Below are 26,107 nucleotides of genomic sequence, written 5' to 3'. Positions count from 1 at the left end.
CATGCCCACTGCCGGCAACCACCGGCCAACCATGAGGAGCCACCATGAGCCAGACTTACCCACGCAATTTCTCCCACATCGGCCTGTCTGTCACTGACCTGGACGCTGCCGTAAAATTCTACACAGAGGTGCTTGGTTGGTATCTGATCATGCCCCCTACCACCATCAGTGAAGACGACAGCGCCGTCGGCGTAATGTGTACCGACGTATTTGGTGCAGGCTGGTCATCTTTACGCATCGCACACCTGTCCACCGGCGACCGTATCGGCGTAGAAATTTTTCAGTTTAACAACGCGGAAAAGCCGGAAAATAATTTCGAATACTGGAAAACCGGCGTGTTCCACTTCTGCGTACAGGACCCGGACGTGGAAGGCCTGGCAGAAAAAATTGTTGCCGCCGGCGGTAAACAGCGCATGCCCGTGCGGGAATATTTCCCGGGCGAAAAACCCTATCGCATGGTCTACATGGAAGACCCGTTCGGCAACATTCTGGAAATCTACAGCCACAGCTATGAGCTGACGTACTCGGCTGGGGCGTACAGCTAGAAAGCAGAAAAGGCGGCGCCCCTAAAGCACAAGGGCATCGCCTTTTCACCAACCAGAACGCAAAACGAAGCGCCCCAGCATCAGTCCTTGGCTAACTGCAGAAGATCCCGAGCATAGGTATTGATATCAAAGGGGGTCTCGTTTTTCATGGTCATCGCCACATGGCTGGCCAATACATCCGCCATTTTTTCCAGCGCCTCATCGTGGTCAAGGCCATTCTTTGTCAATGCCATCATGACCATACCCGCCTCACGGGGGTGCCCATCAGCAATCTGGTTTTCAACGGCTTCTACCAATGCCTTCTGGGCAAATTCGTCTTCAGCCTGTTCCATTTCATTCATACTGATTCTCGCTCATCGTAAATACTGCCAGCCTTGCCACGAATGTATCGGGGCAGCCAGCCAACGCATGCCTCTCATTCTACCCTGCCACCACCGGTGACGAACACGGCACTTGCATGGGCAGGGGCCGGCTATCGCTCAGCGGCCCCTTGAATTTGACTGCTACCTTGTCCGCCAATGAACCGACACAAAGCTGGCACTCCCCATCCGGCGGGGCGGAGCTCTCCACATAACGCACTGTATGGCGGGCGCCTCCACGGTTGCTGGAATACTGCATCCTGCGATCTGTGTGTTTGCCTCTATCCATGTCCCTCTCCGCGGTTTTCCCCTGACAGGAATAACATCACAATCAGCACTCAACACTGCCCAACCCTTGCCATCATTTCATGACGACGACACGCGTTGACGCCCAGCACCACGGGATTTTTCGCCTTTCACCCGCGCCGATGCCACAGCCATCAGCCGGCGGAACTGCGGACATTCCAGATGGCTGGGCGCCTGGCATTTTGCTGCGTGACGCAAACCGTCACGCATGGCCGACAGCTTACGAATGGTGTCATCCAGCGTATCTGCACGGTTAAGCAGGTCCTGCCGATCAATATTCGGCTCACCTCGTTCGTCAAACATGGCGCCCATATCGTCGAGAGAAAAACCCGCCGCGCGGCCCAAGGCGATCAACGCCAGCTGGTCCAATACTGATGGCGCAAATAGCCGTTTCAACCCACTGCGACCGGTGGAAGCAATTAATCCCTTCTCTTCGTAATAGCGCAAGGTGGAGGCCGGAAACCCGGACCGACTGACCACTTCGGAAATATCCATTACCCCTTGACCTCAAGTCAACTTGAAGTCTTACGCTACACCCTCGCACACGCAAGAGCCACCATTATGGAAACCCTTCAGTACGTTCTTATCAGCACAGTGATTACCGGCATCTGCGCCACTGCCGTGATGGATAGTTGGAGCGCAATACGCAAGTCGCTGCTCGGCATTGCTCCTCCCAACTATGCAATGGTCGGGCGCTGGTTGGCCTATATGCCGCAAGGCCAGTTTCGTCACAACGCCATCGGGGCAGCACCGGCAAAACCGGCGGAGGCAAGTATCGGCTGGCTGGCGCATTATCTAACTGGCATCGCGTACGCAGGTCTGTTGCTGGCCTGGCAGGGCGCCGCCTGGATCAGAGAGTCTACGCTCGGGCCCGCGCTACTCGTCGGCATTGCCACCGTCGCCGCGCCCTTTCTGCTAATGCAGCCAGGCATGGGCGCCGGCATTGCCGCATCACGCACCCCGGCGCCGAACCAGGCCCGACGACAAAGCCTGCTGAATCATGGTGTGTTCGGCATCGGTCTGTATCTCGGTGGCTGGCTGACCCATTTCCTGATCCATTAGCACCCGGCCCACAACGCGCCCACAAAAAAGTGGGCAGAAAGTGCGATAATGGCCTCCGACACAAACAGGGGGCCACCCCGCCCGACCAACCGGTGACACGACATGACCACACTACTGCTGAATTTGCGCCAGGTACCGGACGACGAAGCCGAGGAAGTGCGCACTCTGTTGAACGAGCAGCAGATACTGTTCTACGAAACCACGCCCAGCCTGTGGGGCATTTCGTCCGGGGGCATCTGGCTTACTAACCCTGACGATCGGGAGCGCGCCAAAGCGTTGATGGAAGACTATCAAGCGCAGCGCACCCGGCGGGAAAAGGAGCGCTTTGAGGAAGCCCAACGCGATGGCACCGCGCCGACGCTGGGGAGCCGCCTGCGCGATCAGCCCGGGCGGGCACTGGGTGTGTTGATCGCGGTGACGGTATTGCTACTGGTGACGTTGGCGCCGTTTCTAACGCTGGGGGAGTAACCCCCTGGATTGGGCTGCTGACTCAGGCAGAAAAGTAATCCTTCATCCAGGTAAACAACGTCTCCGCGCTCAACTCGGCCAGGCCCATGCGCTTAAAGTCGTCCTCTGCGTCCACATCGATAGTGCCGAATTGATACAGCAATACACCGGGCTGCTCATCATGCAAGATCAGCACAATGCGATTCCGTGTCTGCAAGCAGTCAATGGTCATGGCATCAGCGGGGATGCCCACATCGCGCATGCCACGGCGCACACCCACCACCGGATTCATATGCTCGTAAGTTTGCTGAATGCGCGTATGCGCCTCGGTGATCATGTCGGATAAGGCTTCAAGCGGTGCGTCTGACATTGGTGGCTCCTGGCATGTTGACGGCACAGGGTAGCAAATTGCTTTCGCAGATAACCAAGGCGTCTGTGAAAAAATTGCCGCCGCACCTTCGTAATGCGAGCATTGCTTCCTACAAAAAACCACAGTGCCTGAATCTTTTCTTGGTTGTACCAAGACGGCGAAACGAAACCCTTACAGTAGTAAATCGCCCTCGATGGGAACAAACCGGCTCGCTGCCTGGGCCAATGAATCCGCCGTCAAGGACGCAACGCCATAAACGTCCACATGCTTGCCTTTACCCACACGCAATTTATCCACTAGCAGGTCAAAATCCCCATCACCGGACACCAGCACAACGGTATCCACATCCGCAGCATATTCCAGCGCATCAATCGCGATACCCACATCCCAGTCGCCTTTGGCGGAGCCATCAGAGCGCTGTATAAACGGTTTCAGCTTCACCTCAAAACCAATAGCACGAAGAATGTTCTGGAATTCTCGCTGCTTTTTATCGCCCCGATCGATGGCATACGCGATCGCTTTTACTACCTGCCCTTCTGACGTTACTGCCGACCAGAATTGGTTGTAATCGAATCGGCGACTAAAAGCCTGCCGCGTTGTGTAGTAAACATTCTGTACATCCACGAGGATCAAAACGTTCTTCATCAGGCTCCCGGTTTTACTTATAGCAATAACAGACGGAAAACGACGGACTGCCCCTACCCATACACCTTCAGACATAGAGGCTGGTACAGAGAAAGATGCCTTAATTCTACACCACAGCACCTAAACGATCGGGCCCAAGAAGCACTAGCCTGAAAAGGAGCTCTCCTATTCATGGCGCCATTGCCAAGTGAGGATATGTTCGTTACCCACACCATAGAGGTAACGCCCGTCATCGGAAAACGTTAAGTCTGCCAAAGTCACACCGGGCGAGGCGAGACGCAGCGGCGGGGAATCGCCCCGTACATCCCAGAGGAAGACGGTGCCAGTGCCACCGTAAAGGGCAAGCCAACGGCCGTCACTTGAGGCAGCAGTGAGCCGAACGGATCCAGCGTCAGGCAGAACCGCTGAATACAACATATCGCCCTTATCCGTGTCGAACAGATGCACTCCAACTAAAGGATCACCGTCTTTCTCTTCAAGATTGAAAGCAGTCGCCAGCCATTGACCCTTGGCGGACACGATGCCCGGCAAATCAACACTCATCGCACGGGAATCCAGACCCGGCCATGGTGACGCACCCGGTAGACCATTGTGTCGCGCGGGCACCTGTAACGAACGCGTGACCCGCCCATTGTCCGGATCCAATTCCGCCACGCCCTGACCATCTTCCACCCAAGGTGCTGCACCACCGGCGAGCAGCCGCAAGCCATTGGGAAACCATTTTTTGCGCGGCACCGGCTGTGATGATGATAACGTGGCACCCTCTAACCGGCGCAGGTTGGCCACTGAATGCGCAGCGATTACCGGTCCGTCCTCATCCACCCACCACTGCGCAAACGCCAGTCGCTGGCGATCCTCCGCCGGCAAGTCCACCGCGTTGACGCCCTCTCCTTGCCGATACTGAAACAGCGCTGTCGGCGCCCCGTTTAACGGTTGGCCAGTAAACCAAAACCGAGACCCTTTCGGGTTTGCGTGCAGGTCTTCGGCGCCGCTCAGGCCCTGCCAAAGCACCTCCGGTGTCGCCACCTCGGGCACCAGCCGCCAAAGCTGGGCAATCAGTACAGCCTCATTATTTAATCGGGCCTCTCGTTGCACACCCACAATCAATACCCCATCAGGCAGCGAGTGCACCGCACGCAAGGACAGCACATCCGTAGTCCGCAGCGAACGAACGGCAGGCTTTATCGTTGCGCTTTCCGTCGGGTGGCGCCAATCCGGTGCAGGCAGTTTAGGCGGCAGAGGCACCGTTGGCGTCCAAGCCGCCGGCGACTCAACCAAACGCAGCGCGGCATCAGGCAGAGCTTGTTTGAGTGCCGCCAAGGTAGCCTGAAAGTCACCACCGGGCACCAGACCTTGCTTTAAAAATTGCGGCGTGTCCGCCAGCCCACTGAGGATGCGCTGTGGCCGACGAAGTATATGTTCACGCTTGACCGTCACAGCAGTGACCGGCAAACCCATGATCAAACGCAAATCCAGAATGCTGTAATCATCGACCCAGCGGGCATCGTTACCAACACGCTGTTCGCGATAATAGCGCGTACGCTGCACTGCCTTGCGAAAAGCCGGCACCTGGCGCAACGCGTCTTCGCTGGCCTGTGTACGGACAGCGAGGCGCTGCAAACGATGACGCCGTTCGATTTCAGTCAACGCACCGTCTTTCACCGCCTGCGCCAAAACCGGGGCATACGCTCCATCCACCAGAGCGGAACGTAAATCGGGCTGAGCCGCCAGCATTATCTGCTGCCATTCCGGTCCTAAATTGGCCAACGGCAGCGGTGCCTTTTCTACCGCATACCCTCGCTTTGCCCAAGTTTGTTCCACCACCGGACGCACCGACTCAAAGAGTGCATCAATCAAAATCACCACAGATTCTGAGGCAATGCGGCGGCCCTCCCCGAGAATCAATACCGGCGTCCGCATGCTCGCTGGAGTCATCGCGTTTAACGAGGCGCGATCATCCTCCACGCGCCAATCACTTTGTGTCCAGGCCGGGAAGTCCATCTCAGCGCAAGCGGTGCCAGTGATCAGCGTGGCCACCAACATCAACGGTACAGATTTCCAGATTCCCATCCTCGCACTCCTCACTCATTGCCACTCCTATGGGAGAAAAAATAACGTCCATTTCACGAAATAAAAGCAGGCGCAACACTCGGGGCACGCAGCCATTCCCAGCGATTAATATCCACGCCTCTTTGCAGCCTGTTACCCACATTGCTATGCATCAGCCCTCAACCAGCCAGGCGGCCATTTTGTCCGCCAGCGCATCCAGTATCCCGTCGGGGTCCATGGCCGGCGGCGCCACCAACACCAGGTGCATCAGCGTACCCGCCACTGAGGTGGTCATCAGGTACAGGGTGTGCTGCCGGGCACTCAGCGAGTACTGCTGCCGTGTATGTTGCAGGCCGGTCATCAGCACTTGCTGCAACTCGATTTCCAACTGCTTGGTGGCCGGCAACTGGTGCAGGTACGGTACCTGAAAAACCAGCACCCGCAGCAACGTCCGGTTTTTGCACATCAACGCGTAAACCGCGCCCAGTAAATACCGCATGGCACTGTTCAAATCGTTACGGCTGTCTGTCAGCGCCAACCGCCCCTGCAACAGGGTGGTCACATCCCGCAGCATTCCCTCCGCCAGGCGCGCCACAATGGCATCCTTGCCGGGAAAATACTCATACACCGAACCGATGCTAACCCCTGCTACCTCGGCAATGGCATTGGTACTCAACCCGGCGTAACCCCGGCTCTCCAAAACCCGAGCACATGCCTGAACCATAGCATCGACAGAAGCCCTTGAGCGGGCCTGCTTCGGCTCTTTTTTGACTGCAAAATCAGACACTTTCCAGCGAACCTGCCCCATACAGCGCCCCATGTGACGAACGGCTAAACCCGAGTATTTCCGAGTATATGCTCAGGTTACACTGGATGCATTAACCACCCCATTGAATCAAGCCGAGAGCTCACCATGTCTAATGCCGTGAAATTCAGAACCCCCAAAGTCCTGCCTTATGTAAACCGACTCCGGGACCACTGGGCCTGGCATTTAAAGCGTGTGGTGGCGCCCAACAAGGCGTTGCAACAACGGGTCAACGGCAAGGTCATTCTGCTCACCGGCGCCAGCTCCGGCATTGGCGCCCTGGTGGCAGACAAGCTGGCCGATGCCGGCGCCACGGTGCTGCTGGTGGCCCGCAACAGAGAGAAACTGGAAGCCATCGCTGGCAGCATTCATCGGCGCGGCGGTAAGGCGTGCGTTTATCCCGGCGACCTGTCCAACCTGGAAGAATGCGACCGTATCTGTGAGCAAGCGTTGCAGGACTATGGCCGGTTAGACGTTTTGATTAACAATGCCGGGCGTTCCATTCGCCGTTCCATCAAGTTCACCGTGGGCCGCTTCCACGATTATGAACGTACCATGCAGCTCAACTATCTGGCCTCCATCCGGCTGGCCATGAATCTGTTACCCGGCATGGAAGCGCGCAACGAAGGGCACATCATCAATGTTTCCACCGTGGGCGTGCAGGCCAACCCCGCACGATTTTCCGCCTATCTGGCCTCCAAGTGGGCATTGGAAGGCTGGACCTGGGTAGCTGCCAATGAATACGCCCACACCAAGGTACGCTTTTCCTCACTGAATTATCCGCTGGTGCGCACCCCTATGATCGCACCGACCAAAATCTACAAATACATGCCGGTCATGTCGCCGGAAACCGCCGTAAACTGGATGCTGGACATGATCATCACCCAGGATAAACGCAAGCTGGGCGTGTTTGGCAAAGGCGCATTGGCCATGTACTACCTGCTGCCAAAAACATCGGAGTCCATCGTCAATTTCAGCTACCAGAGCCTCTATGAAGAGCCGCCCGCCAATTACGTTTCCAGCAAAGTGCGGGCAGGGACTGTGGCCAATACCGCCACCGCCGACAGCACAAAAAAACGCCGCGCATAAGCGCGGCGTTTTTCTACCCCCAGCAGACACTTCACCGGGACGAACAGCCATTCTCCGCTGCTACCCCTCCTGCAAACGCTCCAGCAATTCATCAATGTCGGCTTTGAGTTCTTTATCTTCAATCTTGTTGGCGCTGACTTTGGCATCCGTCAGGCTCTGAATCGCCGCATCGGTTTTCCCCAATTCAACCTGCAACGTCGCCATGGAAAACGCGATTGATGAAAGATAGTCCTTCGCGTTCATATCACGGGCTTTGCCCAGCGCCTTTTCGTACAGGCTCAACGCCACGTCCAGCTCTTCAGTGAAGTCAGCCAGGGTTTCCCATTGCTCAGGGTGATCTTTATCGGTTTTTTCGTTGTCGACACACACCGCCTTCAGCTGGGCATACAACGACTCAAAATTGTCTTTACGCCCTTTTCTGTCAGCCTCCATCAGCTGCTCAGCCAGACCGTAAACCGCCTTGTGCATCTTGGTATTAATCATTATGACTCCACCACCATCAACAAACCCCGTTCAGGCGGCTCAACTTACCTGTCCTGGGCTGACAAAAACAGTGCTCACTGCCACATAACGCTCTGTAGGCAGAGAGCATTCAGTAACGCCGGCTAAGTCTTTCGAGGGTCGATCAATATCTTGGCGTGCTGCTCCGGATTACCTAATGCCGTGAAGGCCTCATCCACACCGGCCAAGCCGACAGTTCCCGTAATCAACGGGTCCACATTGACCTTACCCTCGGCGATCATATGCAGGGCATCACGGAATTCAATAGGCATGTAACCCAGCACGAAACGCAGATCAATTTCCTTGTTGATGGCATTCACCGGCACAAAGTTGTCGGTCTTCATGCACACCCCCACCACCACCACACACGAACGCAGCGGCGCCTCGGCGATGATGCTGTTAATAACACCTGGCACGCCCACACATTCAAAAATCACCGGGCGTTTGGGCTCGGTCACCCCGGCCACTTCCGCCGCTCGCCACAGGGGCTCCCAGGGCAACGGCGTCATGCGCAGCATGGCCATGCCATCCAGGGCCATGTCGAACAGCTGCGGCGCATTGACCACAAAGCCCCGCTTGGCCAGGCCCTCATAGGGACTACCCTGGGACGGATCTACCACCACATGCGCCCCCATGGCCTGGGCCAGTTTACGCCGTGTGGGGGAATAATCGCTGGCCACGATATGCCGCACGCCCTTGGCTTTCAGCATGGCAATCACCCCCAATCCAATGGGGCCGCAGCCAATCACTATCGCCGTATCCCGGCGACCGATCCCGGAGCGATTCACCGCATGCAAGGACACCGCCATGGGTTCGGTCAGCGCCGCATGATCGTCAGAAATGCCGTTGGTGACCGGGAACGCCAGCGATTCCTCTACCACCACTTGCTCTGCATATGCGCCCGGCGCCGCCGTAGACAGCCCGGTCAGGTGAGCAACGCCATTGCCCCGCCTCATCGGCATGGCCACAATGCGCCGCCCGCCTTTCCAGCGGCGATGGGTCTTGGGCCCGTAGTCCGCAATCTCCCCCACAAACTCATGCCCCAGCACCACATGCTCATGGCTGCGCATGATATGCGGATAACCAACACGCTCGGTGGCCTCTGCCAGCTCATCCGCGTGATGGCGAGCATGCAGGTCCGACCCACAGATACCGCAGCGCAACACATTCAGCAGGATCTGGCCCTTGCCGGGCTCCGGCTCAGCAACGTCCTGAACCTCAAATTCACCGTGGTGGCAAACAACAGCTTTCATGGTTATTTTCTCTCGCAAAGCGGGCTTCATTGACCCAGTTATAGTGTCGCGCAAAAACATGGCTAAACAGGTCGCATGGAGCCAAATGGTTCATTCCCAGCAAGCAGAGAGAAGTCTGGGAAGCAAAGTCCGGATCGAGGTCCGGGACACGCATAGATTTATAGCGATGGGATTCACAGTAGCAAGCGGGGATTGCTCTTATTAGAGAGCGATTTCGGAAAGGTGCCATAAGTTGGGCGAATGAATAGGACTGGTTGAGCCCAGCTCAAACGCACGCGGCAAGACCTGGCCCTAATATCTCAGGAGCGGCTTCGGGCAGGGGTGCGACGCCTGAAAGCGCTGTGGGGACGCTGAGAAATAGTGGAAGGAAAGGCCGTTATTTGAATATTGAGTCAGCTCTCGGTTAGCGGATGAATTTGGACATGTCCCGATTATGCGTTCTCTCTCCAGCCTCAAGGCCAACTTTGACGCCCGCCCTGTTACGCTCCGGCTGATTCTGACTAGCTTTCAGCTTGCCTGTCAGAGAATCTATTTTTATCTCTACACCCACAATAGCCTGCACCAGACGTTCGGTGAAGTCAGCTGGCGCATCATCTACGGACCAAGGATCACTCATGCCAGACTCATTCTGCTCTGTGAGCCGATGAAGATGATGCTTCAGCCAGCTTGCATCCTCGATAGTCCGAGCGTGCCCTTCTGCATGGACAGCCAGGTAGTTCCATGTTGGAACGACCCGGCCTGTTTCAGACTTGGTTTCGTACCACGAGGGTGAAATGTAAGCATCTGGCCCCTGAAAAACGACAAGAACCCGAGCCCCATCCTGCAGGCGCTGCCAAGCCGGGTTGCTTCTAGCCAGATGGCACTGCAAAAACCCAAGAGAACCGCTCTCTTCAGGACTCAAATAAAAAGGAACATGGTTCGCTTCAATTCCAGCATCATCAGCAACTATCAGCAAACCCAATCCGTAATCACGAATATATTGCTGAAGCTTGTCGATGTCGTCTTCCTTGAAGTGGCTCGGGACATACATGCTGCGGGACTCCACGATTGGGGGCTCGCCCATTCTAATCCGGAACACACATAAATTTAATCAAAAGAAATCCTCATCAATCAGTATGCGATTAGGTTTTGTCCCGACACCCATTTACGGCCTGTCGAGGCGGCATAGGCTTTCAATCTTTCCAGGCTGCCGACCGCGACAGGCAGTCTCTGCTTGCGCGGCTGCATATGCCGCAGCCAGGCCCTTTCATCAATACCAAGGCGATCCAGAATCCCTGCGGCTCGCTCCGAGATTGCGCCACGCTTGTCTGCACGCATCGCCCTTCCCGTACTGTCCACGAGCTCCAGATAGTCCATCAGCCGAAAACGGCAAACCGTATTATCGTGCTCAAATTCTACTGTCTCACTATCCACCATCGGTAGCAGGCGAGGCATTTTCTTCGTTGCCTGGCGATCCTTGACCTCGCTAGCTCGTTGTTTCACCGAGGTATAATCCGAAGTTTCAGGAGTACCGGCCATATCCGCCCGAACAGGATTGAGATCCACATAGGCCATACACTGCAATACGGCCTTTTCATCCAGTAGCGCCTGGCACTTGTAACGGCCTTCCCAGAAGCGCCCCTTACAGCAATCCTCTTCATTCGCCCGCCGGGCGAGGTATTCATTCAGGCATTTCATGAACCAGCCAAGATCATAAAGCCGCTCCCGCCATTGGCCGACGATCTCAAGCGCCTTCAATGCCTCACCACCCTTTGTCTGCCCGCTCAACCAGCGCTTCACTATCAACGGCCCACTGAATAACCGTATCCATCGCTCAGCAACTTCAGTATCTGACCAAGCCTCCGCCTGCTTCTGATTGAGTCGAACGACAACGTGATAGTGATTGGACATTACCGCATAGGCACAGAGATCAATGGCAAACACCTCACCCAGCACAGCAAGGCGATCCACCACCCATTGGCGGCGATGTTCGTAATCCTGACCGGAATAGTGGTCCTGACCACACAGAAAGGCTCGCCGCACACAGCGGCAGATGCAGTGATAGTAGGGAGTGGAGTCCAGAGAAACCTGGGTATAACGAGCACGAGTCATGGAGCGCCTCCTTGCTTTCCATGACTCCAAGCCTAGCGACGAGAGTAGGGACTAACTATCAGCGATCACACGAGGAACACGTAAGAAATACTCTAATTCATGCGTGTCCCTTATTTTTGCTCGCCCGCCGGGCGAGGTATTCATTCAGGCATTTCATGAACCAGCCAAGATCATAAAGCCGCTCCCGCCATTGGCCGACGATCTCAAGTGCCTTCAATGCCTCGCCATCCTCTGACTGCCCGCTCAGCCAGCGCTTGACAATCAGTGGGCCACTGAATAACTGCATCCACCGATCAGCGACTTCAGTATCTGACCAGGCCTTCGCCTTTTTCTGATTGAGCCGAACAACAACGTGATAGTGATTGGACATTACCGCATAGGCACAGAGATCAATGGCAAACACCTCACCCAGCACCGCAAGGCGATCCACTACCCATTGCCGGCGATGTTCGTAATCCTGGCCGGAATAGTGGTCCTTGCCACACAGAAAGGCTCGCCGCACACAGCGACAGATGCAGTGATAGTAGGGAGTGGAATCAAGAGAAACCTGGGTATAGCGAGCACGAGTCATGGAACGCCTCCTTGCTTATCCATGACATCAATGTACTGGCCGTAAAGACAGACAAGTATCAGACATCGCGCATTTTCAGAGTAGGAGATCTTTCAATTTATGGGTGTCCACGATTATCTTCTCCTTCCCTAACGATTTTTCCTTTCGGTATATTACCTGCCAACCTTGGAAAGCCAACGTGTTCGCTTGCTAACCACCCGGAAGAACAAGAACATCCCTCCATTGATTGCCGCAATTATTAGCCAGCGACTATCCAGAATAATTTCCCCCTGGATCATTGTATCTTCGCCGACCTCCATAACAAACAGCAGCAACACTGTCATGGCGACAGTTATATATTCACGACGTAACACCGTTCTCCAACAAAAAGGCAATTCATCAGGCTGGTACTTTCGTAATATTAAAGGGAAGAAAGCCGGCGTTTTTTCTGCTCATTGGCGATATGAATCACCAAATTTTCTCAACAGAAATCTCTCCTCAGCAAGAATTACACGTTCGAAGTAAAGCGCGAACGCCAGCACATAGTAAAGGGTTAACCATAAGGAGTGGAGCAATAGAATCACCCCCAAGCCTCCGACAAAATTCCCCAGGTAGAGAGGATTACGAACAATAGAATAAATACCGCGAGTGTTTAGTGAATCCGCCACCTGACTTTTGGTATTACGACCAGAGGTTCTTCGCGGGGTATGTCCAGTAGTCCAGACACGAATCCCAAGGCCCGCCACCACAAACGATATCGCGAACAAGTCCCACCACTGATCATAGGTGTGACTATCCAAAAAATATTGCACATCTATTAAGGCAACTATTACCGCGGGAATCATAAGCACCGCCGGAGCGATACTACGCCATCGAAAAGCCCAGTCACCTTGATTGCACAATGTAGAGTAAAGCATTTTTTCCTCCTAAACCCCCCGGCTGATAACCGCCGGGGGAAGATTAAATTATCGTTGTAACTCGACAGCTTTTTTGCTCGAGAAAAACGCATAAAGACTTGGCAGTACCAGCAACGTTAACCCCGTCGCCGACACTAGCCCCCCGACAATTACCACTGCCAGCGGCCTTTGCACCTCACTGCCCACCCCCGTGGCCAGTAACATGGGAATCAGACCCAGCATGGAAGTGAGCGCAGTCATCAGCACCGGGCGCAGGCGAGACACCGCCCCTTCGAAGATCGCCGTCTCCAGCGCCTCCCCATCACGCAGCCGATGATTGATGGCTTCCACCATCACCACCCCATTGAGCACCGCCACACCGAACAGGGTGATAAAGCCCACGGAGCTGGGCACGGACAGGTACTGGCCGCTGAGGGCTAATGCGAGGATGCCGCCGATGAGCGCCAGGGGAACGTTGACCAGGATCAGGGCGGCCTGGGCGACGGAACCGAAGGCGAAGTAGAGCAGCAGGGCGATCAGCCCCACGGCCACCGGCACTACCATGGCCAGGCGTTGCTGGGCGCGCTGCTGGTTTTCGTATTGGCCGCCGATGTCCACGCTGTATCCGGCGGGCAGGTCGACTTCGCTATCGATGGCTTGCTGGATGTCGGCGACTACGGAGCCCATGTCGCGGCCGGCCACGTTGGCCTGGATGACCACCCGGCGTTGCACGTCGTCGCGGCTGATCTGGGGCGGGCCGGAGACCAGAGACACGTCCGCCACATCCATAAGCCGCACCCAGGCACCGTCTGCCGCTTTGAGGCGCAGGTTGCGGATGGCTTCTGCGTCCTTGCGGGCATTTTGCTCCAGGCGCACGTAGATGTCGTAGCGCTCGTTGCCATTGATCACCTGCCCGGCGCTGCCGCCGCCCAGGCCATTGCTGACCAGACCCATGACCTGATCCACGCTCAATCCATAGCGGCTGAGGGCGTTGCGGTCCGGAGTGACTACCAGTTGGGCTTCACCGGCGATCTGTTCCAGTTGCACATCGGTGGCGCCTTCAACTTCTTTGACGGCCTGGGTGATGGCTTCGCCTTTTTCCTGCAGCACGTTGAGATCCGGGCCGAACAGTTTGATGGCGAGCTGGGCTTTTACCCCGGAGAGCAGTTCGTCCACGCGCATGGCGATGGGTTGGGAAAAGTTGAGTAGCAGGCCGGGATGTTTTTCCAGTTTCTGCTGAATTTTTTCCTGTAGCTCCAGGCGATTGCTGGCGCTCTCCCATTCATCTACAGGCTTGAGACCGATATAGATTTCCACGTTGCTCACCGGTTCCGGGTCGCCACCGATTTCGGCACGCCCTACCCGGCTAAGCGCGTAGGTGACTTCCGGGAAGGTCATGATTTCCTTCTCCAGTTTTTGCCCCACGTCCAACGCAGTATCGAGGCTGGAGGATGGGGCCAGCGTTACGCGTAACGCCAACGTCCCCTCTTCCAGCACCGGCACAAATTCAGTGCCAATAAACGGCGTGGTGGCCAGTGCCAGGGCAAACAAACCCACCGCGCCACCGACCACCACTTTACGGGCCTGCATGGCTTTGCCCAGCAGGGTGCGATAGCGGGCTTCCAGCCACTGCATCAGCTTGTTGGGCTTTTCTTCCACGCCATTGCGAAACAGAAAACCGGCCAGCGCCGGCACCACGATCAGCGCCACCAGTACGGCGGCGGTCATGGCGAGCATGATGCTGATGGCCATGGGCACGAACATCTTGGCTTCCACCCCTTCGAAGGCGAACAGGGGCAGGAACACCACCAGAATAATACTGGCGGCAAAGAACACCGGCCTCGCCACTTCCTGGGCGGCGTCTTTTACTCTCAGAGCGATGCCGCCTTGTTGATCGTGGCTGCCTTCTTGGCGGCTCAGGTGTTTGAAGATGTTTTCTACCATCACCACGGAGCCGTCCACCAGCATGCCGATGGCCACGGCCAGGCCACCCAGCGACATCAGGTTGGCGGACATGCCCAGGCTGGCCATCGCCAACAAGGCCAGGCCAATGGAAAGCGGAATGGACAGCAAAACCAAGGCCGTGGCACGCAGGTTCATCAGGAACAGGGCCAGCACGATGACGATAAAGACGAAGGCCAGCAGCAAGGCGGTGACCACTGTGCTGACGGCTTTTTCCACCAGATCTGCCTGGTCGTAGAACACCTCAAACTGCACACCGTCCGGCAGGGCCTGCTGGATGCGCGCTTCGCGTTCCTTGATGCCATCGATGGTGGCCTTTGTATTGGCGCCCATGCGTTTGAGCACGATGCCGGCTACCACTTCGCCCAAGGCTTCCGGTTCGCCGTTAGCATCGCGGCGGGTCATGGTGAGGGCGCCCTGACGAATTTCGCCGCCGAACTCCACCTTCGCCACATCACTGACGCGCACCTGGGTGCCATCCACTTCCTTGAGGGGAATGGCGGCAATGTCACCGAGCCCTTGCTCGCCGCTGCCGACCCAGCCCATGCCGCGGATGACCAATTGCTCGGCACCGCGATCCAGATACCAGCCGCCGGCGTTGCGGTTATTGGCGGCGATGGCATCCATGACCTGTTGCAGGCTCAGGTCGTAGGCCAGCAAACGGGTAGGGTTCACGTTGACCTGATACTGGCGCACTTCACCGCCATAGCTGAGCACATCGGTGACGCCGCCCACGGGCATGAGTAGCAGTTTCACCACCCAGTCGTTGAGGCTGCGCAGTTGCATGGCATCCACATTGGAGCCCGGCTCGGCGGTGAGCAGGTATTGATACACCTGACCCAGGCCGGAGGTGTTGGGGCCCATTTCCGGGGTGCCGACGCCGTCGGGAATATCTTCCCGTGCGGCCTGCAATCGCTCGAACACCAGCTGGCGGGCGAAATAGATATCGGTGCCTTCCTCGAACACCACGGTGACGATGGACAGGCCGGTCTTGGAGATGGAACGCACCTCGGCCACCTGCGGCAATGCATACATCACTGCCTCGATGGGATAGGTGATCAGCTGCTCCACTTCTTCTGCGGCCAGGCCTTCGGCTTCGGTGTTCACCTGTACCTGGACGTTGGTCACGTCCGGGAAGGCATCCAGTTTCAGGTTGGGCAATTGCCAGCCGATCACGCCAATGGTGATGACCAGTAACAGCAACACAATGAGGCGGTTGTTCACCGCCCAATCGACAAGTCGATTAAACATGACGGTGATCCTCAGTGATTGTGAATATCGAAACCGGACTTAGCCATTTCACTGGCCAGAAAAAACGCCCCGCGAGTGACCACGCGCGTACCCGGTTCAAGACCCGTAACGATGCGGCGGTTTTCCAGCTGGCCATTGAGTTGGATTTCCACGGGTTTGTAGTGGCCAGGCTCTTCTTCCACGAACAGTTGCCAATCGCCATCGGCGCTACGGGTGAGCGCCTCTTCCGGCACAGTGAGTGCGTTTTCCGGGGCGGACAGCGACAACGCCACATCGGCGAACATGCCCGGATGCAACAGATGCCCGGCATTGGGAACGGCGACTCGCACAGACAATGTTCGAGTGACAGGATTGAGGCGATGGCCGGATTGAATTACCTGACCCTCCACTGAGGTATCACCCACAATCACCCGCGCCGGGGTGCCGGTGGCAATTTGCAAACCGGGGCTCGGCGGCAACGCTGCTTCGGCCCACAATTCGGATTCATCCACCAGCGTTACCAGGGCACTGCCCGCCGTTAACCACTGCCCCTGCTGGAAAGCATCTTCCAGCACCAGGCCTTCGTCGGGCGCGGTGAGGGTGTAAATGCCTTTCTCGCTTTTGCCTGCTTCGATGTCAGTTATGGCGTCGTCACTCAGACCGTAGCCCCTGGCGCGGGCACGCAGTGACTGATACTGACTTTGTGCGTCCAGGTAGCGCTGGTTGCCCACCGCCCGGCGGCCCAGATTCCGGACCCGCCGCCAGCCATCCGCCGCCACTTGCAGCTCGCTTTGCAGTTGCGCCATGGCCGGGCTGAACAGGGTGGCAATGGCATCCCCTTTTTCCATGTGCTGACCCAGCGTGGCACTGCGTGATTGCACCTGGGAATCGATACGCACCGGCACTACCCAGGTGCGGTACTGGTTACTGATGATCTCCGCAGGCACGGTAAGAGTCAGGCTGGCGTTGGCGTCGGGCTGCAGGGTAATAACTTGCAGGTCGAGCATCTTTTGCTGCTCACCCGTCAGCTCCAGTGTGGTTTCTTCATCGTCGTGTTCGCCGTGTTCGGTTTCATGATTGTGCGCGGTTTCTTCTTCCTCTTCATGGGCATCGTGGTCGTCATGATCATCATGGGATTCGTCCGCATGGGATTCACTCTTCGCAGGCACATCCTCATGATCATGGCCGTGTTCGCCTTCTGCCCAGACGGGAAAAGACAGGCTGGCCAGCAGTGCAATGGCTAGCGGCGTTTTTTGAAATGTCATTTTCGTTTTCATAAAAATTTTCCATTTTTTGTAGGAGCGCCGTTCAGGGCGCGAAGAAGTTGGCACCGCGTGTCGCAGAAACCATTCGCGCCTCAAGTGGCACTCCTACAGTAATTTTTCGCTTAATTTCTCGTTTCAAGCGGTGTTATTCGCTTCGCTCACCCTTCGGGCCAGCCTGCGGCTGTTACCTCGCTAGGCTCGGTTCCTACAGATTCGTCATTAGTCAGCCAGCTGGTTCAGCCAGTCGTTGAGCTGGGCGCTTTCATAGAGCCACTGCACCCAGGCCTGCTGCATGGCATCGCGCAGGGCGATGCCAGCCAGCCGGGTATCGAGCCGCTGATTCAAGGCCTGCAGATAGTTCTGGGTGGTGAGTTCGCCCTGCTGCCAGACGCGCTTGAGCAAGGTGTCGCTGCGCGCCAGGCTATCGCCGGTGAGTTGTTGCCAGGTTTCCCAGCGCTCGCGCCGCTGCTGGTAATCGCTCAACGCTCCGTCCAGCCGGGCCTGAATGTCGTTGCGGGTTTTCTCCAGCAGTGCACGCCGCTCTTCACTGTCCGCCAGGGCAGCTTCATAGCCTGGCTTGCCGGTATTGAAGAACTTCAATGGCAGGCTGAAATCCACGCCCCACAAATTTTCGCCATCTTCCTGGCCCACGCGCAGGCCCAGGGTCGGGTCGGTGTTGCGTTGTTTGTCTGCCACCGATACCCCTCGCTCAGCCAGCGCCAGTTGCTGCTCGGCCAACTGCAAATCGAAGCTGGTGGGGAGCCGTTGCACGACACCATGGGTGAGTGACGGGGCCTGCCAACGGTCCGCCGCCGGCAAGGCCACCGCGGGTTGTTGGCTGGCCAGTTGCTGGCGCAATGTGGTGGCAGCACGGGTGGCGGCACTTTCCGCATCCGCCAGGGCCTGCTGGGCCTGCCCCAGTGACAGGTAGGCCAATTGCGCATCCACCTGCCCCACATCCCCCGCCTGTTCGCGGCGGCGAATCAGGTCGGTGAGATCGCGCAGCTGCTGTTCCTGCTCACGGGCGGCCGCCAATTGCTCGCGGGCGGCGGCATGGGCCACCAGCGCATTGAGGCTGTCCGCCAGCAGGCGGGCGCGGGCCTTGTCGCCACGCAGCTGCGCCAGCTGATCCCGTACCGCCACGGCATCACGGCTGGCGCGGGCCTTGCCGGACCAGTCCAGTGTCTGGCTGAGGCCCACGGTCTGGGTGATATCCAAGCTGTCTTCGTAGTCGATATTCAATGAGGGGTTATAAAGCGGCTGCGATAAAGCCCGGCTTTGCGCCAGCATGCGTTCCTGCTCCGCCTGGATGGCGCGGCTGGCCGGTAGCTGGCTGACCTGGCGCTGCACCCATTGCGCCCACTGCGCGGGAGAGGAAGAAGAATCAGCCGACGCGCTGGCATACGCGCACACGGCCAGTAACAGTGCGGCTATGCGCACTGGGGTCTGGATTCCCATGGGGAAACTCCTGATGTCTCAAAGCGTTACGTCAAGAACAATGCCGACGCTCGCCACGGCGCACATTCACCGATGGACAAGGCAACAAAGTCGGGGGAAACGAAGAAACGATCAGGCTATAGGAGGGCGAAAAGGGTTATCGGCCGGGGCATCCGGCAGGAAGGGGCGCAACGCCATTTGACCTGCAGAGGGCGGGGCCAGGCGCAGCGGCTCACAATCGGTGGAGGCCATGAAACCATGGCATTGACAGCAATGGTCGCCGCCTTTGTCCAGCACATCCGCACTGACCAGATCCTGCTGGACCTGTTCCAGCGAGGCAGCTGCGCCACCATCGTGCTCGTGATGCATGGCATCCAGCACCAGTACATGAGTACTGATGATAAGCAGCAATGTGTAGACCAGTGCTTTCATGGGATGCCCGCTAACGAGGGAAGAGTCGCAATCTTGCGATACCCATAGACCGCCGTCAAGACAATCGGTTCCCCGTCACCTGTGGGTACGATCCGGTCATCCCGTTTTCCGAATCGGCATCGTATAGTGTCGGCTCCGTTTCGCCGGAATGAAAAAGGAAAACCATGAGCCACATTGACCAGATCAAAGACGACATTCTCGCCCACCCACTGCACCGGGCCTGCGAACTGGAACTGGTAAGCGCGGTGGATGGCCGCAGTGAAGTGCGTTTCCCGGTGAATGATTTCACCACCAACCCCCAGGGTGCCCTGCATGGCGGCATCGTTTATGCCTTGATGGATGTGGCCTGCTTTTTTGCGGCGGCCTCCAGACTGCCCCCCGAGCAGCACGCGGTAACCATCGAAACCCATAGCAGCGTGCTGCGTGCCGCCAGCCGGGGTGAGCAGGTCGTGATCCGCGCCCATGTGGATCGCCTGGGCCGAACCCTTGCTGCCATGCGGGCTGAAGCCTATGCCATAAACGCGCAGCAGCAGGAACGCCTGATCGCCACCGGATCGGTGACCAAAGCCATCGTGCAGATCACGTAGCCGTTTTTTTGCGCGTTTTTCCCCACCATTGTGCGGTTTTCGTCCCTGCCGGATAAACGGCTATCCGGACGGCATGACCGGCTCCTTGCGGTTACCCGAACCAATTGTCAGCCCCTATAGCGGGGCGTATCGTAAAACCTGATACCCGTGTGCCAACCCTTAGCGGAAAAGGGTGGGCACAATGTTGTTGAACGCATGCAGTCGCCGGCAGGACGCCAGCGTAGTAGCACGCCGTGAATGAGGGACTCACCATGTATCAGGTCATGGTCGTGGACGATGAGGAATACATCCTCAAAGCCTTGAAGCGCACTATCAATACCTACACCGACTGGGAAGTGGAAACCTACCAGGACCCCCACGAAGCCCTGCGCCGGGCGCGCACTACCGTATTCGATGCGGTGATCACCGACTATATGATGCCGGAGATGAATGGCCTGGAACTGCTACAGGAACTGCGCGACCTACAACCCGACACCATTCGTATTGTGCTGACCGGGGTGATCGACATCGAGACGGTCATGTCCGCGATCAACAAAGCCGGCGCATTCCGCTTTATCCCCAAACCCTGGGACGACGACCAGTTACTCGACAATATCCGCGAAGGCCTGAAGTTCCGCGATATTTTGCTGGAAAACCGTATTCTGGCGGAAACCGTGCGGGAACAACGCGAGACCCTGCGCAGCATGGGCTACGAAGGCTAGCCCTTTCAGCCCGACAAACAACAACTCACGGCGCGGCGCATGAATAGCTTGCTCGACAAAACGGACATCGGCTTTGGCATGGAAGCCCAGGGGCTGTTCCTGGTATCTTCCACGGTGATCCTGCTGATCATCATTTTCTTTCTGTACAAAACCTACCGCACCTCCATCAACGTGGAAGCCAAACTGGCCGAGTTTTCGTCGCTGACGGACAACCGCTTTGGCCGCAAGATGCACCTGATCGAGGTCAACGCAGACGAGTACAAACTCAACAAGGCCCTGCTCGGCCCACTCGCGCGGATCATCGATGAATACTGCGTACTGACCACCGATCGCCACGGCACCATCACCTTTGCGAACGGCAAATTTCTCGCCCTGAGTGGTCATTCTTTTTCACATTTGATCGGCCAACACGAGAGTTTCAACCACCCCGGCGACGACGGTGGGCTACCGGTCATGCAGTGCAACCAGGCGCTGTCCGGAGTATGGAACGGGGAAGTCTGCAACCGCCATGCAGATGACAGCCGCTACTGGATGAACATGTTCCTTTTCCCGCTTTCGTATATTTCCGATGAAGACGACGGCTATATTTATTTCGGCACCGACATCACCAACATTAAGACCGAAAACAATCAGCTGATACAAGCGGTGAAAGACAAGGACCAGAAACTCAACCAGGTGGAATCCCTGCTGCTGCACTCGGAAAAAATGGCGTCCCTGGGCACCATCTCTGCGGGCATCGCCCACGAGATCAACAACCCGATTGCCTATATTTCTTCCAACCTGAATCGCAGCCGGGATTACCTCGACGCCATGGCGGGTATTATTCAGGGGCTTAAAAAACGTATCAGCGAGGATAAGTTCCAGAAATTCTTGAACACTGAAGAAAATTTAAATGTCGACACAAGAAAACTTGCCTTCATGATGGAGGATTACCCCGCCCTTCTGGATGAAACCGATGAGGGAATTGAGCGGATAAAGAAAATCATTCGCGACTTGAAACACTTCTCTCATAACCAACCCGAAGCGTTTTCCCCCACCGACATTGCATCCTGCTTGGCCATTTCACTCAACCTTGCCAAACATGAACTGAAAAACCGGATTACGGTTACTCACAGCCTGCCAGATTCCCTGCCTCCGATTAGCGGATCGGCAAGCCAGCTGTCGCAAGTGTTCATGAATCTATTCGTTAACGCGGCTCAGGCCATCGAAGAGAAAGGCAACATCACCATTGCCGCCCAGTCCGATGAGCAATGGTGCACCTTGACCATCGCCGACGACGGACCGGGCATTGCGGATGAATCCCTGCAACAAATTTTCGAACCCTTCTACACCACCAAACCCATCGGTCAGGGGACCGGACTTGGGCTGTCCATTTCTCACGACATCATTCAGCACCACGGTGGCACCATGACCGTGGAAAGCCAGCTTGGCACCGGCACCACCTTTACCATCCGGCTGCCACTGAAGCAGACCGACCGGGTCGATGCAGCCTGATTTCGTCTACACCCTCACCACGCCAGCCGGGGAGCAGCAACGCATCCCGATTGCCCTGGTTGAGGAACACGGCGCCATCGCCATCCCCGACAGCTTCACCCCGCCGGACTGGGCCGCCCTGAGCTACCATCAATGCAGCCACTGCCCTCTGGACCCTAGCGAACACGCCTACTGTCCCATCGCCCGCAACCTGGCCTACCTGTTGCCGGATTCAGCGTCAGGGGATTCGTTTCAACCGGTAACGCTGGACGTGAAAACGCCACAACGGGGCTACCATCAAGAGACCACATTACAGCGGGCACTCAGCTCCCTGTTCGGGCTGATATGCGCATTAAGCGACTGCCCGCACACCCGTTTTCTGCGCCCCATGGCCAGCTTTCACCTGCCCTTAAGCAGCGACACAGAAACCCTGGTACGCACCGCCAGCCTGTACCTGCTGCAACGTTATCTGCTTAACCTCAAGCAACCGGATGCCACTGTCTCACTGGAAGGGTTAAACGCCCGCTACGATGCACTCAATGAATTGAACCGCTGCTTCACCGGACGGTTACGTCAGCATGGGGAGTCAGACGCGCCAGTGAATGCACTGGTATTGCTGCATGTCACCGCACGGGAAATGCACTGGAATCTGGAAGAGGAACTAGAAAGCCTGACCGCTCTGTTTGCCGGGAGCGACAGTTGATAAACATCTCGGAATGTCGGATTACGCCGCTACGCGGCTAACCCTACCTACACGAAGCATAGCGTTTACAACACAACCCCACCCTGACGATCACCGTCACTGCGGCCCCCTGAATATTTGGTTACTCCCCAGCAAAACGTGACAGGCAGTGCGTGCACCTGTGTGCCGCGCGAGGCCTGAAGCGTGCTGCAGCCGCGAAGAACAAAAAAAAGCCCCGGCAAAGCCGGGGCAAGGGAAAAACCGGAAAGGGTTCCGGTACAGACTCAGCGTCCTTTAATTCGGTTCGGCATGCTCTTCCTTCACTCTGAACCAGGCGGCATAGAGCGCTGGCAGGAACAACAACGTCAACGCCGTCGCCACAATCAGCCCACCCATAATTGCCACCGCCATGGGACCGAAGAATACACTGCGAGACAGCGGAATCATGGCCAGCACAGCCGTTAGTGCCGTCAGAGCGATGGGGCGGAAGCGCCGCACCGTGGATTCAATAATCGCATCCCAGGCGGTAAGACCCTGCTCTATATCCTGACCAATCTGGTCCACCAGAATCACCGCGTTACGCATGATCATGCCGGCGAGGGCAATGGTGCCCAGCATGGCCACGAAACCGAATGGCTTCTGGAACAACAGCAGGAAGAAGGTCACCCCGATAAGCCCCAACGGTGCGGTGATAAAGACCATCACCGACAACGGGAAACTGCGCAGCTGCAACATCAGCAAGGTAATCACGACCAAAATAAACAGCGGCATACCTGCGTTAACCGATGTTTGCCCGCGCGCCGATTCCTCCACCGTGCCACCCACTTGTAGCAAATATCCCGGTGGCAGATCCGCCTGCACTTGGGAGAGTGTCGGCATAATTTGCTGCATCAGCGTGGCCGGCAAGGCACCGTCTTTCACATCCGCCAGCACCGTCACCGTGGGCAACCGATCGCGATGCCAGATGATGCCTTCCTCAAAGCCGGATTCCAGTGTCGCCACCTGATTCAATGGCACGCTGCGGCCATTGTCCGTCTGCACCGCAAGGTTGCCCAGCAACCCCAGTGCATGACGCTCATGGTTGTCGCCGCGCACTTCCACGTTGATCAGTTCGTTGTCTTCCCGGTACTGGCTCACCGCCACACCGGACAGCGACCCCTGCAACGCAGTGGACAGATCCGACGTGGTGATACCCAGCGTCCGTGCGCGATCTTGATCCACAATCAGACGCACTACCTTGCTGGGTTCTTCCCAATCCAAGTGCACGTTGGCGGTGTGCCCGTTGTCGCGCACTTTTTCCGCTACCCTACGGGCCAGCTCACGCACCTGGGGAATGTGCTCCCCGGAAATGCGCAATTGGATCGGGTAACCCACAGGCGGGCCATTTTCCAGCCGTGAGACGCGAGTTCGCACCGCGGGGAATTCCCGCTCCAGCGTGTCCATCAACCAGCTACGGACTTCCTCACGTTCGTCCACGTTCCGGGTAAGTACCACAAACTGAGCCACACTGGCCGCCGGCAATTTCTGATCCAGTGACAGGTAAAAACGCGGGGAACCGCTACCCATATACCCCACGTAATTTTCGATCATGTCGTTTTCGCCCAGCATGGCTTCCAAGCGCAGGGCTTTCTCCTGGGTCGCCTTCAGCGAAGCGCCTTCTTCCAGCTTCATGTCCACCATTAACTCAAGCCGACCGGACGCCGGAAAGAATTGCTGGGGCACGAAACTGAACAAAATAAGAGAAAAAACAAAGATGCCCACAGTCAGTCCGATGACTGTTTTCCGATATCGCACGCACCACTCTACCCAGCGCCGGAAACGACGGTAGAACGGTTTCTTATAAGGGTCATGCACCTCGCCACTGGCATCCCGGCGGGCCAGGCTGGGAAGCAGTTTCTCCCCCAGGTAAGGCACAAAAACCACCGCTGTCACCCAAGAGGCGAGCAGAGCGATAGTGACCACCTGAAAGATCGAGCGAGTATATTCCCCGGTGCTCGATTCCGCCGTAGCGATGGGAAGAAAACCTGCAGCGGTAATCAAGGTGCCGGTGAGCATGGGGAAGGCCGTACTGGTCCAGGCAAAGCCAGCTGCCTTGATACGGCTGAAGCCCTGCTCCATTTTAATCGCCATCATTTCCACAGCGATAATGGCATCGTCCACCATCAAGCCCAGAGCCAGAACCAGTGCCCCCAGAGAAATCTTGTGCAGGCCGATGTCGAAATACTTCATCGATGCAAACGTCATCGCCAACACCAACGGAATGGAAAACGCCACCACCAGCCCGGTGCGCCAGCCCAGCGAAAAGAAACTCACCAACAACACAATGGCCAGTGCTTCCATCAACACCTGAACAAATTCACCCACACCGGCTTCTACTGCGGCCGGCTGATCGGACACTTTGCGCAACTCCATGCCGATGGGCAGGCTTTCCTGCAATCTGGCGAATGTTTTGTCCAGGTTTTCACCCAACTTGAGAATGTCACCACCGTCCTTCATGGAAACTGCAATGCCGATGGCATTTTCGCCCATGAAACGCATGCGCGGCTGCGGTGGATCGCTAAAACCCCGATAGACGTTGGCGATGTCGCCCAGGCGCAAAGTGCGATTTTCCACCTGAAGCGGGAAGTTACGAATATCCTCTACGCTGGTGAATTCACCCGATACCCGCAGACGCACGCGACTGCTCGGCGTTTCGAAGAAACCGGCATCGGCCACCGCGTTCTGTGACTGCAACGCTTGCTGCACAGAAACCAGCGGAATGCCTAGAGACGCCAGCTTGGTGTTGGCAATTTCCACCCAGATTTTTTCGTCCTGCAGGCCGACCAGCTCCACTTTGCCCACGTCGTCCACGCGCTGCAGCGCCAGCTGCAAACGGTCGGCGTAGTCCTTCATGATGGCGTAATCAAACCCCTCCCCGGTCAGCGCATAAATGTTGCCGAAAGTGGTGCCGAATTCGTCATTGAAGAACGGACCTTGTACGTCCTGAGGCAAGGCATGACGAATATCCCCTACCTTCTTGCGCACCTGATACCAGAGATCCTTGATCTCTTTGGAGCGCATTTCATCGCGAGCCATGAACATGACCAGCGACTGGCCTGGCCGGGAGTAGGAGGTAATGCGCTCAAAGTCGCCGGTCTCCATCAATTTCTTTTCCACCCGGTCGGTGATTTGCCGGGACACTTCTTCGGCACTGGCACCGGGCCACAGGGTGTTGATGGTCATCAGCTTGAAGGTAAACGGTGGATCCTCACTCTGTCCCAGGTTGGCATAAGAGATCGCCCCCATGGCGCCGAGGAGGATCATGGCATAAAGCACCAAAGTCCGGTTCCTCAGAGCCCATTCGGAGAGGTTAAACGACATGGTCATACTC

Annotated in this window: 26 protein-coding genes; 8 read left to right on the top strand and 18 right to left on the bottom strand. The window is 56.8% G+C overall.

Annotated features, from left to right (window positions below):
- Positions 1–44: 44 nt before the first annotated feature.
- Positions 45–545: a lactoylglutathione lyase family protein gene (locus tag ABNH18_RS11170; protein WP_349382882.1), complete on the top strand. Its 501-nt coding sequence runs from the start codon at positions 45–47 to the stop codon at positions 543–545.
- A gap of 80 nt (positions 546–625) precedes the next feature.
- Here the strand turns inward: ABNH18_RS11170 and ABNH18_RS11165 are convergent, their stop codons facing one another.
- The 3 genes from ABNH18_RS11165 to ABNH18_RS11155 form a co-directional block, all read right to left on the bottom strand.
- Positions 626–886, bottom strand: coding sequence for a hypothetical protein (locus tag ABNH18_RS11165; protein ID WP_349382881.1), 261 nt, complete (start codon positions 884–886; stop codon positions 626–628).
- Positions 887–965: 79 nt separating this feature from the next.
- A complete protein-coding gene (locus ABNH18_RS11160) occupies positions 966–1,193 on the bottom strand; it encodes a hypothetical protein (RefSeq protein ID WP_349382880.1) in 228 nt (75 codons plus the stop codon).
- Between the two features lie 77 nt (positions 1,194–1,270).
- On the bottom strand, positions 1,271–1,705 hold the full coding sequence (locus ABNH18_RS11155) for a helix-turn-helix domain-containing protein (protein WP_349382879.1): 435 nt from the start codon (positions 1,703–1,705) through the stop codon (positions 1,271–1,273).
- A gap of 66 nt (positions 1,706–1,771) precedes the next feature.
- On the opposite strand from ABNH18_RS11155, the gene ABNH18_RS11150 reads away from it, so the two are divergent.
- Together ABNH18_RS11150 and ABNH18_RS11145 are read left to right on the top strand one after the other, a co-directional pair.
- Entirely contained in the window at positions 1,772–2,272 is a 501-nt protein-coding gene (locus tag ABNH18_RS11150; RefSeq protein ID WP_349382878.1) for a DUF2938 domain-containing protein, read from the top strand.
- Positions 2,273–2,374: 102 nt separating this feature from the next.
- Complete coding sequence (locus tag ABNH18_RS11145; RefSeq protein WP_349382877.1) at positions 2,375–2,740, top strand: DUF6164 family protein; 366 nt, start codon at positions 2,375–2,377, stop codon at positions 2,738–2,740.
- 22 nt (positions 2,741–2,762) lie between these two features.
- Here the strand turns inward: ABNH18_RS11145 and ABNH18_RS11140 are convergent, their stop codons facing one another.
- The 4 genes from ABNH18_RS11140 to ABNH18_RS11125 form a co-directional block, all read right to left on the bottom strand.
- A complete protein-coding gene (locus ABNH18_RS11140; RefSeq protein WP_349382876.1) occupies positions 2,763–3,089 on the bottom strand; it encodes a hypothetical protein in 327 nt (108 codons plus the stop codon).
- A 171-nt stretch (positions 3,090–3,260) separates the two neighbouring features.
- Positions 3,261–3,734, bottom strand: coding sequence for a LabA-like NYN domain-containing protein (locus ABNH18_RS11135; protein ID WP_349382875.1), 474 nt, complete (start codon positions 3,732–3,734; stop codon positions 3,261–3,263).
- A gap of 165 nt (positions 3,735–3,899) precedes the next feature.
- Positions 3,900–5,804 (bottom strand): WD40 repeat domain-containing protein, encoded by a 1,905-nt coding sequence (locus tag ABNH18_RS11130; protein ID WP_349382874.1) that lies wholly within the window; start codon positions 5,802–5,804, stop codon positions 3,900–3,902.
- A gap of 151 nt (positions 5,805–5,955) precedes the next feature.
- Complete coding sequence (locus ABNH18_RS11125; protein WP_349383260.1) at positions 5,956–6,507, bottom strand: TetR/AcrR family transcriptional regulator; 552 nt, start codon at positions 6,505–6,507, stop codon at positions 5,956–5,958.
- Between the two features lie 189 nt (positions 6,508–6,696).
- Between ABNH18_RS11125 and ABNH18_RS11120 the strand changes: the two genes are divergently transcribed.
- Complete coding sequence (locus ABNH18_RS11120) at positions 6,697–7,677, top strand: SDR family NAD(P)-dependent oxidoreductase (RefSeq protein WP_349382873.1); 981 nt, start codon at positions 6,697–6,699, stop codon at positions 7,675–7,677.
- Positions 7,678–7,737: 60 nt separating this feature from the next.
- Here the strand turns inward: ABNH18_RS11120 and ABNH18_RS11115 are convergent, their stop codons facing one another.
- The 10 genes from ABNH18_RS11115 to ABNH18_RS11070 all read right to left on the bottom strand — a co-directional run bounded on the left by ABNH18_RS11115 (position 7,738) and on the right by ABNH18_RS11070 (position 19,294).
- Positions 7,738–8,160: a tetratricopeptide repeat protein gene (locus ABNH18_RS11115; protein ID WP_155136440.1), complete on the bottom strand. Its 423-nt coding sequence runs from the start codon at positions 8,158–8,160 to the stop codon at positions 7,738–7,740.
- 122 nt (positions 8,161–8,282) lie between these two features.
- Positions 8,283–9,431, bottom strand: a complete 1,149-nt coding sequence (locus ABNH18_RS11110) for a zinc-binding dehydrogenase (RefSeq protein WP_349382872.1) — start codon at positions 9,429–9,431, stop codon at positions 8,283–8,285.
- 403 nt (positions 9,432–9,834) lie between these two features.
- Positions 9,835–10,461, bottom strand: coding sequence for an FMN-binding negative transcriptional regulator (locus ABNH18_RS11105; RefSeq protein ID WP_349382871.1), 627 nt, complete (start codon positions 10,459–10,461; stop codon positions 9,835–9,837).
- An 80-nt stretch (positions 10,462–10,541) separates the two neighbouring features.
- On the bottom strand, positions 10,542–11,522 hold the full coding sequence (locus ABNH18_RS11100; RefSeq protein WP_349382870.1) for a transposase: 981 nt from the start codon (positions 11,520–11,522) through the stop codon (positions 10,542–10,544).
- Positions 11,523–11,619: 97 nt separating this feature from the next.
- A complete protein-coding gene (locus ABNH18_RS11095) occupies positions 11,620–12,093 on the bottom strand; it encodes a transposase (RefSeq protein ID WP_349382869.1) in 474 nt (157 codons plus the stop codon).
- Between the two features lie 431 nt (positions 12,094–12,524).
- On the bottom strand, positions 12,525–12,989 hold the full coding sequence (locus ABNH18_RS11090; RefSeq protein ID WP_349382868.1) for a methyltransferase family protein: 465 nt from the start codon (positions 12,987–12,989) through the stop codon (positions 12,525–12,527).
- Positions 12,990–13,037: 48 nt separating this feature from the next.
- Entirely contained in the window at positions 13,038–16,181 is a 3,144-nt protein-coding gene (locus ABNH18_RS11085; RefSeq protein ID WP_349382867.1) for an efflux RND transporter permease subunit, read from the bottom strand.
- A gap of 11 nt (positions 16,182–16,192) precedes the next feature.
- Entirely contained in the window at positions 16,193–17,425 is a 1,233-nt protein-coding gene (locus ABNH18_RS11080; RefSeq protein ID WP_349382866.1) for an efflux RND transporter periplasmic adaptor subunit, read from the bottom strand.
- A gap of 219 nt (positions 17,426–17,644) precedes the next feature.
- On the bottom strand, positions 17,645–18,883 hold the full coding sequence (locus tag ABNH18_RS11075; protein ID WP_349382865.1) for a TolC family protein: 1,239 nt from the start codon (positions 18,881–18,883) through the stop codon (positions 17,645–17,647).
- A 111-nt stretch (positions 18,884–18,994) separates the two neighbouring features.
- Complete coding sequence (locus ABNH18_RS11070) at positions 18,995–19,294, bottom strand: hypothetical protein (RefSeq protein WP_290519326.1); 300 nt, start codon at positions 19,292–19,294, stop codon at positions 18,995–18,997.
- Between the two features lie 164 nt (positions 19,295–19,458).
- Here ABNH18_RS11070 and ABNH18_RS11065 point away from each other — a divergent pair, with 164 nt between their 5' ends.
- The 4 genes from ABNH18_RS11065 (at position 19,459) to ABNH18_RS11050 (ending at position 22,758) form a co-directional block, all read left to right on the top strand.
- Positions 19,459–19,881, top strand: a complete 423-nt coding sequence (locus ABNH18_RS11065) for a PaaI family thioesterase (protein ID WP_349382864.1) — start codon at positions 19,459–19,461, stop codon at positions 19,879–19,881.
- A gap of 233 nt (positions 19,882–20,114) precedes the next feature.
- Positions 20,115–20,582: a response regulator gene (locus ABNH18_RS11060; protein WP_156496819.1), complete on the top strand. Its 468-nt coding sequence runs from the start codon at positions 20,115–20,117 to the stop codon at positions 20,580–20,582.
- A gap of 39 nt (positions 20,583–20,621) precedes the next feature.
- Positions 20,622–22,076, top strand: coding sequence for a PAS domain-containing sensor histidine kinase (locus ABNH18_RS11055; RefSeq protein ID WP_349382863.1), 1,455 nt, complete (start codon positions 20,622–20,624; stop codon positions 22,074–22,076).
- Positions 22,066–22,758 carry a DUF6901 family protein gene (locus ABNH18_RS11050; protein ID WP_349382862.1) on the top strand — a complete coding sequence of 231 codons (693 nt, stop codon included), beginning with the start codon at positions 22,066–22,068 and terminating at the stop codon, positions 22,756–22,758. The genes ABNH18_RS11055 and ABNH18_RS11050 overlap by 11 nt, the downstream gene beginning before the upstream one ends.
- 273 nt (positions 22,759–23,031) lie before the next feature.
- On the opposite strand, the gene ABNH18_RS11045 is transcribed toward ABNH18_RS11050, so the two are convergent.
- Positions 23,032–26,097 carry an efflux RND transporter permease subunit gene (locus tag ABNH18_RS11045; RefSeq protein ID WP_349382861.1) on the bottom strand — a complete coding sequence of 1,022 codons (3,066 nt, stop codon included), beginning with the start codon at positions 26,095–26,097 and terminating at the stop codon, positions 23,032–23,034.
- Positions 26,098–26,107: the final 10 nt, after the last annotated feature.

The organism is Alcanivorax sp., assembly GCF_040118815.1.
Classification (GTDB): Bacteria; Pseudomonadota; Gammaproteobacteria; order Pseudomonadales; family Alcanivoracaceae; genus Alcanivorax.
Note: the sequence above shows the minus strand (reverse complement) of the source record. Positions and strands in the feature narration are given on the sequence as shown.

Coding starts and splice junctions, on each gene's coding strand:
- ABNH18_RS11170 (WP_349382882.1), top strand. CDS start 45: ATGAGCCAGACTTACCCACGCAATTTCTCCCACATCGGCCTGTCTGTC.
- ABNH18_RS11165 (WP_349382881.1), bottom strand. CDS start 886: ATGAATGAAATGGAACAGGCTGAAGACGAATTTGCCCAGAAGGCATTG.
- ABNH18_RS11160 (WP_349382880.1), bottom strand. CDS start 1,193: ATGGATAGAGGCAAACACACAGATCGCAGGATGCAGTATTCCAGCAAC.
- ABNH18_RS11155 (WP_349382879.1), bottom strand. CDS start 1,705: ATGGATATTTCCGAAGTGGTCAGTCGGTCCGGGTTTCCGGCCTCCACC.
- ABNH18_RS11150 (WP_349382878.1), top strand. CDS start 1,772: ATGGAAACCCTTCAGTACGTTCTTATCAGCACAGTGATTACCGGCATC.
- ABNH18_RS11145 (WP_349382877.1), top strand. CDS start 2,375: ATGACCACACTACTGCTGAATTTGCGCCAGGTACCGGACGACGAAGCC.
- ABNH18_RS11140 (WP_349382876.1), bottom strand. CDS start 3,089: ATGTCAGACGCACCGCTTGAAGCCTTATCCGACATGATCACCGAGGCG.
- ABNH18_RS11135 (WP_349382875.1), bottom strand. CDS start 3,734: ATGAAGAACGTTTTGATCCTCGTGGATGTACAGAATGTTTACTACACA.
- ABNH18_RS11130 (WP_349382874.1), bottom strand. CDS start 5,804: ATGGGAATCTGGAAATCTGTACCGTTGATGTTGGTGGCCACGCTGATC.
- ABNH18_RS11125 (WP_349383260.1), bottom strand. CDS start 6,507: ATGGTTCAGGCATGTGCTCGGGTTTTGGAGAGCCGGGGTTACGCCGGG.
- ABNH18_RS11120 (WP_349382873.1), top strand. CDS start 6,697: ATGTCTAATGCCGTGAAATTCAGAACCCCCAAAGTCCTGCCTTATGTA.
- ABNH18_RS11115 (WP_155136440.1), bottom strand. CDS start 8,160: ATGATTAATACCAAGATGCACAAGGCGGTTTACGGTCTGGCTGAGCAG.
- ABNH18_RS11110 (WP_349382872.1), bottom strand. CDS start 9,431: ATGAAAGCTGTTGTTTGCCACCACGGTGAATTTGAGGTTCAGGACGTT.
- ABNH18_RS11105 (WP_349382871.1), bottom strand. CDS start 10,461: ATGTATGTCCCGAGCCACTTCAAGGAAGACGACATCGACAAGCTTCAG.
- ABNH18_RS11100 (WP_349382870.1), bottom strand. CDS start 11,522: ATGACTCGTGCTCGTTATACCCAGGTTTCTCTGGACTCCACTCCCTAC.
- ABNH18_RS11095 (WP_349382869.1), bottom strand. CDS start 12,093: ATGACTCGTGCTCGCTATACCCAGGTTTCTCTTGATTCCACTCCCTAC.
- ABNH18_RS11090 (WP_349382868.1), bottom strand. CDS start 12,989: ATGCTTTACTCTACATTGTGCAATCAAGGTGACTGGGCTTTTCGATGG.
- ABNH18_RS11085 (WP_349382867.1), bottom strand. CDS start 16,181: ATGTTTAATCGACTTGTCGATTGGGCGGTGAACAACCGCCTCATTGTG.
- ABNH18_RS11080 (WP_349382866.1), bottom strand. CDS start 17,425: ATGACATTTCAAAAAACGCCGCTAGCCATTGCACTGCTGGCCAGCCTG.
- ABNH18_RS11075 (WP_349382865.1), bottom strand. CDS start 18,883: ATGGGAATCCAGACCCCAGTGCGCATAGCCGCACTGTTACTGGCCGTG.
- ABNH18_RS11070 (WP_290519326.1), bottom strand. CDS start 19,294: ATGAAAGCACTGGTCTACACATTGCTGCTTATCATCAGTACTCATGTA.
- ABNH18_RS11065 (WP_349382864.1), top strand. CDS start 19,459: ATGAGCCACATTGACCAGATCAAAGACGACATTCTCGCCCACCCACTG.
- ABNH18_RS11055 (WP_349382863.1), top strand. CDS start 20,622: ATGAATAGCTTGCTCGACAAAACGGACATCGGCTTTGGCATGGAAGCC.
- ABNH18_RS11050 (WP_349382862.1), top strand. CDS start 22,066: ATGCAGCCTGATTTCGTCTACACCCTCACCACGCCAGCCGGGGAGCAG.
- ABNH18_RS11045 (WP_349382861.1), bottom strand. CDS start 26,097: ATGTCGTTTAACCTCTCCGAATGGGCTCTGAGGAACCGGACTTTGGTG.